The sequence below is a fragment of the Rubrobacter calidifluminis genome, assembly GCF_028617075.1.
GTDB classification, from domain to species: Bacteria; Actinomycetota; Rubrobacteria; order Rubrobacterales; family Rubrobacteraceae; genus Rubrobacter_E; species Rubrobacter_E calidifluminis.
This window is the reverse complement of record NZ_JAQKGV010000035.1, coordinates 1-8,256: the sequence shown is the minus strand read 5'-3', so window position 1 is coordinate 8,256 and position 8,256 is coordinate 1. Positions and strand designations below refer to the sequence as shown.

8 protein-coding genes are annotated in these 8,256 nt (G+C 62.3%); 6 read left to right on the top strand and 2 right to left on the bottom strand.

Going from position 1 to position 8,256, the window contains the following annotated elements:
• The first annotated feature begins 355 nt into the window (after positions 1 to 355).
• The 5 genes from PJB24_RS15560 to PJB24_RS15540 all read left to right on the top strand — a co-directional run bounded on the left by PJB24_RS15560 (position 356) and on the right by PJB24_RS15540 (position 6,312).
• On the top strand, positions 356 to 1,108 hold the full coding sequence (locus tag PJB24_RS15560) for a GntR family transcriptional regulator (protein WP_273847525.1): 753 nt from the start codon (positions 356 to 358) through the stop codon (positions 1,106 to 1,108).
• A gap of 186 nt (positions 1,109 to 1,294) precedes the next feature.
• Positions 1,295 to 2,611, top strand: a complete 1,317-nt coding sequence (locus PJB24_RS15555) for an MFS transporter (protein WP_273847523.1) — start codon at positions 1,295 to 1,297, stop codon at positions 2,609 to 2,611.
• 34 nt (positions 2,612 to 2,645) lie between these two features.
• On the top strand, positions 2,646 to 4,133 hold the full coding sequence (tcuA, locus tag PJB24_RS15550) for an FAD-dependent tricarballylate dehydrogenase TcuA (protein ID WP_273847521.1): 1,488 nt from the start codon (positions 2,646 to 2,648) through the stop codon (positions 4,131 to 4,133).
• A gap of 24 nt (positions 4,134 to 4,157) precedes the next feature.
• The gene (locus tag PJB24_RS15545; RefSeq protein WP_273847519.1) at positions 4,158 to 5,174 is read left to right on the top strand and encodes an LLM class flavin-dependent oxidoreductase; all 1,017 of its coding nucleotides are present in this window, start codon (positions 4,158 to 4,160) and stop codon (positions 5,172 to 5,174) included.
• Between the two features lie 688 nt (positions 5,175 to 5,862).
• A complete protein-coding gene (locus PJB24_RS15540; RefSeq protein WP_273847517.1) occupies positions 5,863 to 6,312 on the top strand; it encodes a S1C family serine protease in 450 nt (149 codons plus the stop codon).
• Between the two features lie 145 nt (positions 6,313 to 6,457).
• Here PJB24_RS15540 and PJB24_RS15535 read toward each other — a convergent pair whose 3' ends face one another.
• Both PJB24_RS15535 and PJB24_RS15530 read right to left on the bottom strand, forming a co-directional pair.
• Positions 6,458 to 6,769 carry a hypothetical protein gene (locus tag PJB24_RS15535; protein ID WP_273847515.1) on the bottom strand — a complete coding sequence of 104 codons (312 nt, stop codon included), beginning with the start codon at positions 6,767 to 6,769 and terminating at the stop codon, positions 6,458 to 6,460.
• The gene (locus tag PJB24_RS15530; RefSeq protein WP_273847514.1) at positions 6,766 to 7,374 is read right to left on the bottom strand and encodes a ParA family protein; all 609 of its coding nucleotides are present in this window, start codon (positions 7,372 to 7,374) and stop codon (positions 6,766 to 6,768) included. Before PJB24_RS15530 ends, PJB24_RS15535 begins: the two co-directional genes overlap by 4 nt.
• Before the next feature lie 810 nt (positions 7,375 to 8,184).
• On the opposite strand from PJB24_RS15530, the gene PJB24_RS15980 reads away from it, so the two are divergent.
• Positions 8,185 to 8,256, top strand: a 72-nt coding sequence (locus tag PJB24_RS15980) for a twin-arginine translocation signal domain-containing protein (RefSeq protein WP_420541973.1), incomplete at its 3' end; no start/stop codon positions are given.

Here is an 8,256-nt window from a genome sequence, read left to right as displayed (position 1 = left end):
TCCCCCACCTTCAAGTCCCCACCTGCACTTGCTTCAGGTCCTCGTTATTAACCTCACTATACAAACACAAAAAATCAAAATCAAGAGACAAAATAACTTTATTTCAACTATTAACAACAACTAGCTGAAGCTTCGTAAGGAAATTCGGGGGTGGTTTGCGAGAGGGGCCTCTTATCGGTGCTCCTGTAAGCTGTCGTGTGGTTTTTCGTGGCGATTATCTGTGGTGTTGCGGGTCGGGCCCTGTTTTCGGGGGCGGAGGTGGTTCTTCGCTTCAGTGTGTGCGGTGAAGTGGCACGGTTGCCCTTATAATCGGGTCTCGATGATTCGCGCCGGTCGGCGGAAGGACGGTCGAGAGATGCCAGATGACGGCACCCGGAACCCCTCTCCGGGCATGGGAATGGAGAGCGCTGGTAAAACGGGCCGCACCTCCGGTTCTCCCCTGGCTCGCTACGCGACCGAGGAGCCCGGATGGGGCAGGACGAGCGAGGCTGTAACCGGTGCCCTGCGCGAGGCGATCCTGGACGGCACGCTCGAGCCTTCCGCCTGGCTGCGCGAAGGCGAGATCGCACGCGAGCTCTCTGTAAGCCGCACGCCCGTGCGCGAGGCGCTGCGACGCCTTGCTGCCGAAGGACTGGTAGTTCTGACGGCGAACCAGGGCGCCGTGGTGGCCCGTATAACCCTGGATGACATACTCGAGATCTACGCGGTCCGGGAGAACCTGGAGGGCCTGGCAGCCCGGCTCGCGGCCAGACACCGCTCGGAAGAACAGCTCGAGGCTCTGAAGGGGGTGCTCGACGATATGCGACGGGCGGCCGCCAGCCAGAGCAACCCGAGAGAGCTTGCCCGTTTGAACCTGGACTTCCACCGGGTGATAAGGGAGGCCTCCTCGAACCGGCTGTTGGACCGGTTCCTCACCCAGATCGAACACTCCGTCCGGCGTTTCGGAAGAACCACCTACGAAATCCCCGAGTGGGTGGAGAGATCTCTCGAAGAACACGCCCGCATGCTGCGGGCCATAGAAGAGCGTGACGACGACCTGGCCGAGAGGTTAGCCTCAGAACACATGCGCAATGCCAGGAGACTTCGTATAGAGATGCTCCTCGACTGAACTAAACACTACCCGCCTAATGAAACACCCGCCGCCCGTTTGCGCCCACGCAGGATTATTGTATACAATAAAAATACAATAAGCGTGGGAAAGGAGCAGGGGGTTTCCATGTCGGGGAGTGCTGTAGGTGGTACGGGGGTTTCGGGGTATCTGGACCGGCTACCGATTGGGGCCTTTCACCGGCGGGTGATAGTAGCGTTGTGCTTTGCCTTCTTTTTCGAGCTCGGGGATCTCAACACCTTCTCGTATGCGGCGCCGGGGCTCACGAAGTACGCGGGTTTTGGGATCTCTGAGGTATCCCACATCACCTCGGCGGGATTCTTCGGGATGTTTGCGGGGGCTGCGGTCGGGGGATGGCTCTCAGATCGGCTCGGACGCAGGAGGGCGCTGGTGTATGCGATCGTCTGGTACTCGGTGTTCTCGCTCGCGAACGCACTCGTGCCGGCGACGGAGGTGCCGATCCTGCTCGCACGCGTCCTCACCGGCATGGGGCTCTCGGCGATGACGGTTACGGCGATCACCTACCTCGCGGAGGTGTTCCCTGCTGACAAGCGGGGCCGGTATCAGGCGCTGACGCTCGGGATCGGGTTGCTCGGAATCCCGGTAACCTCGTGGGTGGCGAAGTTCGTCGTCCCGCTCGGCCCCGAGGGGTGGCGGTTCGTGTTTGTTTTCGGGGCGCTTGGCATCCTGTTTCTGGTTCTCTTCCGTCCCCTGCCCGAGTCACCGCGTTGGCTCGAGGACAACGGGCGCCATGATGAGGCTGCCGCCGCCGTGGAGCGCGTGGCCGGGATGTCCGGGGTGGAGGTGCAGCCCGGAGATCTCTCTGTGGCGGACGAGGAAGGGGCGGACGATGCGACGCAAGCTGGAGGCCGGACGGGAGGTCTACGGAACGTCTGGCGGGCGCCGTACGTAAGGCGCACGGCGATGCTCTGGATCACCTGGGCCTTCCAGACGGTCGGTTTCTATGGTTTCGTCGCGTGGGTGCCGGAGTTGTTGCTCAAGCACGGCTTTTCGCTGCTCGAGTCGGTCACCTGGGCCGCCGTGATCAGCCTGGGCAACATCCCGGGGGCTTTCATCGCCTACCCCATCTCGGACAGGTTCGGCAGGAAGTGGTCGATAGTGGGTGTCTCGGTTGCGATCGCCGTCTGCGGGGTGCTCTACGGTTTCGCGTTCAACACGGCCACGATCGCCGTCTTCGGTTTCCTGGTCACCCTCTTCATACAGGCCTTCGCGGCGCTCCTCTACGCCTACACCCCGGAACAGTACAGGACCGAGATCCGCAACGCCGGATCCGGCCTCGCCTACGGCGTCGGCCGCCTCGCCAACGTCGTGGGCCCACTGATTATAGGCGCCATTTTCGCCGGGCTCGGGTACCTTCCGGTCTTCGTGTTCATAGCCATCTGCTGGCTCGTCTGCGCCCTGACCGTCGGCGCCCTGGGGCCCCGCACCGAGCGCCGGTCGCTGGAGGTGGTGTCGGAGGAGAGGAGGTCGGCCAAGCCGTGAGTTCGAATGGGAGCCAGAAGCCCGAAAGGAGCCTATGAGAAATCGCTACGACGTCGTCGTTGTCGGGGGAGGCAACGCAGCCTTCTGCGCGGCCCACGCCGCCAGGGAGCATGCAGAGCGTGTCTTGCTCCTGGAGAAAGCCCCCAAGGAGTGGGGTGGGGGCAACAGCTACTTCACCGCGGGCGCCTTCCGCACCACCTACGCGGGGCTCGATGATCTGGTGCCGCTGCTGGACGAGGTGGACGAAGAGAGGCTCGCGCGTACAGAGCTACCCCCCTACGGCCCAGAGGATTTCCTGGAGGATCTTATGCGCGTCACCCACGGGCGCTCGGACAAGACACTGGCCAGCATCCTCGCGAACGACGCCCGCGAGGTGGTGAGGTGGCTCAAGGAGAAGGGGATACGCTGGAGGCTCCTCTACGAGAGACAGTCCTATCAGGTGGAGGGGAAGCACCGCTTCTGGGGAAACCTGGCGCTCGGGAGCGTGGGGGGAGGCAAAGGGCTCATGTACCAGCATGCCACGGCTGCCGAGAGATCCGGCGTTGAGGTGCGCTACGGGCACGCCGTGCGTTCCCTACTCCCCGACGGGGAAGGCGGTGTGAGAGGTGTGGTATGCCGGAGCGATGATGAAGGGGAGCAAGAGATAGAGGCCGGTGCGGTGGTGCTTGCCTGCGGGGGCTTCGAGTCTGACGTGCGTATGAGGGCCCAGTACCTGGGCCCTGGATGGGATCTGGCGAAGGTGAGAGGCACCCCGTACAACACCGGGGATGGACTTGAGATGGCGCTGAAGCTCGGGGCCCAACCCTACGGGCACTGGAGCGGCTGCCATTCGGTGGCCTGGGACGCCAATGCTCCGGAGGTCGGCGACCTGGAGCTCACGAACCTGCTCACCAAACAGTCCTACCCTCTCGGGATCGTGGTGAACGCCGAAGGGCGACGCTTCATCGACGAGGGGGCGGACTTCCGCAACTACACCTACGCCAGGTACGGAGCAGAGATCCTGCGCCAGCCCGGGGCCATCGCCTACCAGCTCTTCGACGCCAAGACCGAGCCGCTCCTCAGGCAGGACGAGTACACGGCCCCCGGCGTCTCCCGCTACGAGGCCAGAAGCGTGCGCGAGCTGGCCAGCAAGATCGGGGTCGATGAGGAGGCGCTCGCCAGGACGGTGGAGGAGTACAACGCCTCCATACAACCCGGTGAGTTCAACCCGGCGGTAAAAGACGGCAAACGCACAAGGGGGATAATACCCCCCAAGTCCAACTGGGCACTGCCGCTGGACACGCCACCCTATCTGGCCTTTGCGGTAACGTGTGGCATCACCTTCACCTTCGGAGGGTTGCGCATAGACGAGGATGGTCGGGTGCTCGACCGCGGGGGAAGACCCATGGCGGGGCTCTTCGCCGCGGGGGAGCTTGTAGGCGGGCTCTTCTACCACAACTACCCCGGGGGCAGCGGGCTGACGGCGGGCGCTGTCTTCGGACGGCGGGCAGGCTACGCCGCAGCCCGGTCGGTACGCGGATAGAGATGCCAGAGGGGGTACCGTCTGATGAGGTTTGGTCTTTCGCTCTCCTGCCAGCACCTTGCCGGGGAGGACATGGTGCGCCGCTTCGAGGAGCACCTCGAGCAGACTGCTCTGGCCAGGGAGCTGGGCTTCGACGCGGTCTTCTACTTCGAGCACTTCCTGATGCCTGAGTACCAGATGCTGCATCAGAGCACGTTTCTGGCCCGGGTGGCGGCGGAGGCGGGGCACATGAAGGTTGGAACGGGCATCATGCTGCTCGCACTCCACAACCCGGTCGAGGCGGCCGACATGATCTCCACGCTCGACGTCATCACGAATGGCAAAGCCATATTCGGCGCCGGGCTTGGCTACCGGGAGGTCGAGTTCGAGGCCTTCGGGGTGGACAAGTCCCGGGCGATCGAGGTCTTCGAGGAGAAGCTCGACGTCATAAAGCGGCTCTGGGCCGGAGAGATCGTAAGACACACCGGTCATGGCTTCAGACTCTCGGGGGTTGGGAGCAACCTGCGTCCGGTGCAGCGTCCTCATCCCCCAATCTGGATCGGGGCGAACAGCACCGGTGCCGTGCGCCGGGCCGCCCGGCTCGGCGACGCCTGGTTCATAAACCCCCACGCGAAGCTGAGCTCGCTGGAGAAGCAGATGCCCGTCTACCGGCAGGCGCTGGAGGAAGCGGGTAAGGAAGAACCCGAGACGCTGCCGATGTCCAGAGAGGTTTTTATCGCTGAGTCGAACCGGCGGGCCATGGAGCTCGCCCGACCTTACCTGGAGAAGAAGTACTCGACCTACGTCGAATGGGGCCAAGATAAAGTGATGCCGCACGGTGACGCGCTGGCTCTGCCCTTCGAAGAGCTGACCAGAGAGAGGTTCCTGATCGGCGATCCGGAGACCGTCGCGGAGGAGTTGCTCGAGTATGAGCGCAGGCTCGGGGTCAACTTTGTCATCCTGCGTCTCCAGTGGCCCGGGATGGACAACGACCGGGTGATGGAGGCGATCCGGCTGCTCGGCAGCGAGGTCATACCCCGCCTCCGCTCTGAGCGGATCTGACCTCTCGACGGAACCCGTGAAGACCCTAGGGTAGAAGGTGTCCTCTGGCTGATCCCGACAGGCAGGGACGGATGCTGGATGGGCGATCGACTACTCGCACCCTTGATTTGTATTCCCATCTGGATTTTGATCGCTCCCTGCCCGGGGTGTCTAAATTCGTTCTGCCCACGATCCGATAAGTCGAGAGATTACTGCACCGGGCATAGGGGCGGGCGACGAGATCGCACGTGCCCCACGGTTGGAAGGAGGCGGTTTGCTGAGAATGAGGAGTGGGTTTAAATGGGCTCTTCTGCTTTTCGTGGCGCTTGCTATGATCGCCGCGATCGTGGGGACGGCTTTGGCAGAGAGACCATCCAGTTCACGGGCGCATGCTCCCCAGGTGATGGTGAGCGGCAGGTTCAGACTCGTGATAAACGGCAATGTTTCCCCAGGGAGAGCGATCTCCGTCTACCAGCGCGGTATAGACGGACAACCAGGGTACGAATTCTGCCAGACCATGGGACGCGATCAACCGGCCCCGCGCTGCAAGCAGAAGGCCTATAGCGTGTGGTTTTCGGCGGTGAGAGGCAGGATGATCCGTTACAGCTACAGATACTACAGGGACGGTACGCACTACAGGGTATTCAAGAGGGGCTCTTTCCGGGCACGCTCAGGGGTGGTCGTAACCGCACGCTATCCTCACAAATGAATGGATCCCCACCGGAGTGAGCCGGGGAAACTCACCAACCTGATCCAGGCGGACGCCGCCATCTCCCCCGGCAACTCCGGCGGGGCGCTGGCCAACATCAAAGGCGAGGTGATAGGGATAAACGAGGCCTACCTGCCGCCGGGCCAGACAGGGGCCGAGAACATAGGCTTCGCCATCCCCTCCTACACCACCACCTCCATCGCCGACCAGATAATCCAGAACGGCCGGGCCACCCACCCCTACCTGGGCGTCGCCCTGACCGATCTCACCCCCCAGATAGCGAGCCGCTTCGGCCTCCCGGTCGACTCCGGCGCGCTGGTCACGTATGTCCAGCGGGGTGGGCCCGCGGCCAGCGCCGGGGTAAGGCGCGGGGACGTGATCGTCGGGATGGGCTCAAGGAAGGTGAGCGACTCGGGGACCTCATCGCGGCGCTCGAGCGCTACCGACTAGGGGAGAGCGTCACCCTGACGGTCGAGCGGGGCGGCGGCCGTAAGACCGTGGACGTCGCGCTGGGACGCCTGAGTCGGAGCTAGAGGACTTGTGGAACGGGTCCGTGACAGCGGAGCGCTCGAAGACCGCTCCCCACCCCGACCCTTTAAGTTCTGAACTGCTCGAGTTCCTCAGGCGTCCAGCCCTCCTCCGCGGCCCACTCGCGCAGCAGCGAGTCGACCAGCTCGCTGAACTCAAGTCGCTTGCCCCGCTCGTTCTTTTTGCCCACCAGGGCGTAGTGGACCAGCTCGTAGGTGTCGGTCCTTATGTACGCCGTCACCTGCCGGTAGGCCGGATTGCTTCGCTTGCCGGTCTTCCGGCGGTTCCTACGCCGCAGCGGACGGACCTGCTCCTCTTCCGGTTCCTCCTCCCGGCTCGTCCTGAAAAGGCTCGCGTACTTGCTCCCTCCCTCGCTCATAGCGATGAGATTACCTCCTCTCCGACCCTCACGTAATCCTTCCACCCGAACCAGGCTCTGGGATCCTTGACCTTGTAAACGGGCACCCCGGCGAAGGCTGCCTTCGGGAAGGCCGCGAGTCGCCGGATCTGAGCCTCGAAGATCGGCAGATCGGCCTCCACCAGCCCGGCCCTCGCCTGCTCCCCCTCCCGACTCGGCCACGGCGGCACCATAGTCAGCAGTATCTTGAAGCCATCTGTTCGCCCCATCTCCATCAGATCTTCGACTGTCTTCCACAATACCTCGAGCGCCAGCACGTCCGGCGGCGACGGAAGAACCAGAAAGTGCGCTCCCTCTGATAGATCCTCCAGATCCTCCCGGCTCGGCTGCGCCTCCGTGTCCATCACCACGTACTCGCTCTCCCCTATCCGCCGCGCCGCCTGCGCTACCCCACATACCTCGAACGGAAGCTCCCCCCTCCTCGCCCATCCCGTCGCACTCCGGTTCGGATCCCCGTCTATCAAGAGCGTCGGACCCTGTTCAGCAAAATACGCCGCCAGATGTACCGCCGTGCACGTCTTGCCCACCCCACCCTTTCTTCCCAGTACGGTCACTATCTTCGGCATGGCCTCATCTTAAAACGAAACGTCCAACAACTCAAATCTGCAAACTGTTGAATACTCAGATATTCACTTCTTCCAGGAGCTTCATGGGAGCCCTTTCGGCGTTCCGTGTTCCTGATCCACCCGTCCGGAGATCATGTACGCCTCTCACTCACTCTCCCCGTAATCACCTCCTCCACTCTCATTATCCGGACTGTCGACAACTCAAACTTTCGAGTACGCATAAACTTTTGAGCTGGACTGGTCGTGTGTTTCATTTGGCTGGTTGGTAGGGACCACGGGGATGGTGGTTGGTGGCGGCCGCAGAAACGGCCCTGGCTCCCTAGCGGATACTTTTATACCAGAATATCCCTTCCGGACGCTCTGAGGGCCCTACAGAGGCCTCTGGGGGCGTGTGTGTCCGTAGACCGGGGCCTGTCGAGTTGGCGACGGGCCTATGCCGGGCGTCCCTCCTTTCCCGGACCCCGGGCTCCGGGTACGAGTCCCGATTCCTCGGGATGATCGAACTGCTGAACTGTCAGGTTGTTGAATATTCAGATAAAGTGGTAAAGGGACGGTGAGGGGAGGACTGTCTGGACGTCTGTACTGCGCCGACACATCCGCCATGAACGGCGCGATCGGATCAAACACAGGATTCTTCCGTATATTCTTCAATAATGAGTACGCAACCACTCGACTATCTAGACTTTCAAACAGTCGGGTTGCTAAAACTCGCAATAAGATTGCGCAACAATAAATCACATTAAAAATGTTGATTAACGATCTAATATGCGCGTAGAATAAAGACCATATGGGGTAACGGAGGAGGAGAAGATGAGACGCAGGATCACGCGCCGACGTTTTCTGAAGCTCTCGGGGGCTGGGGTTGCAGCGGGGGTGCTGGCC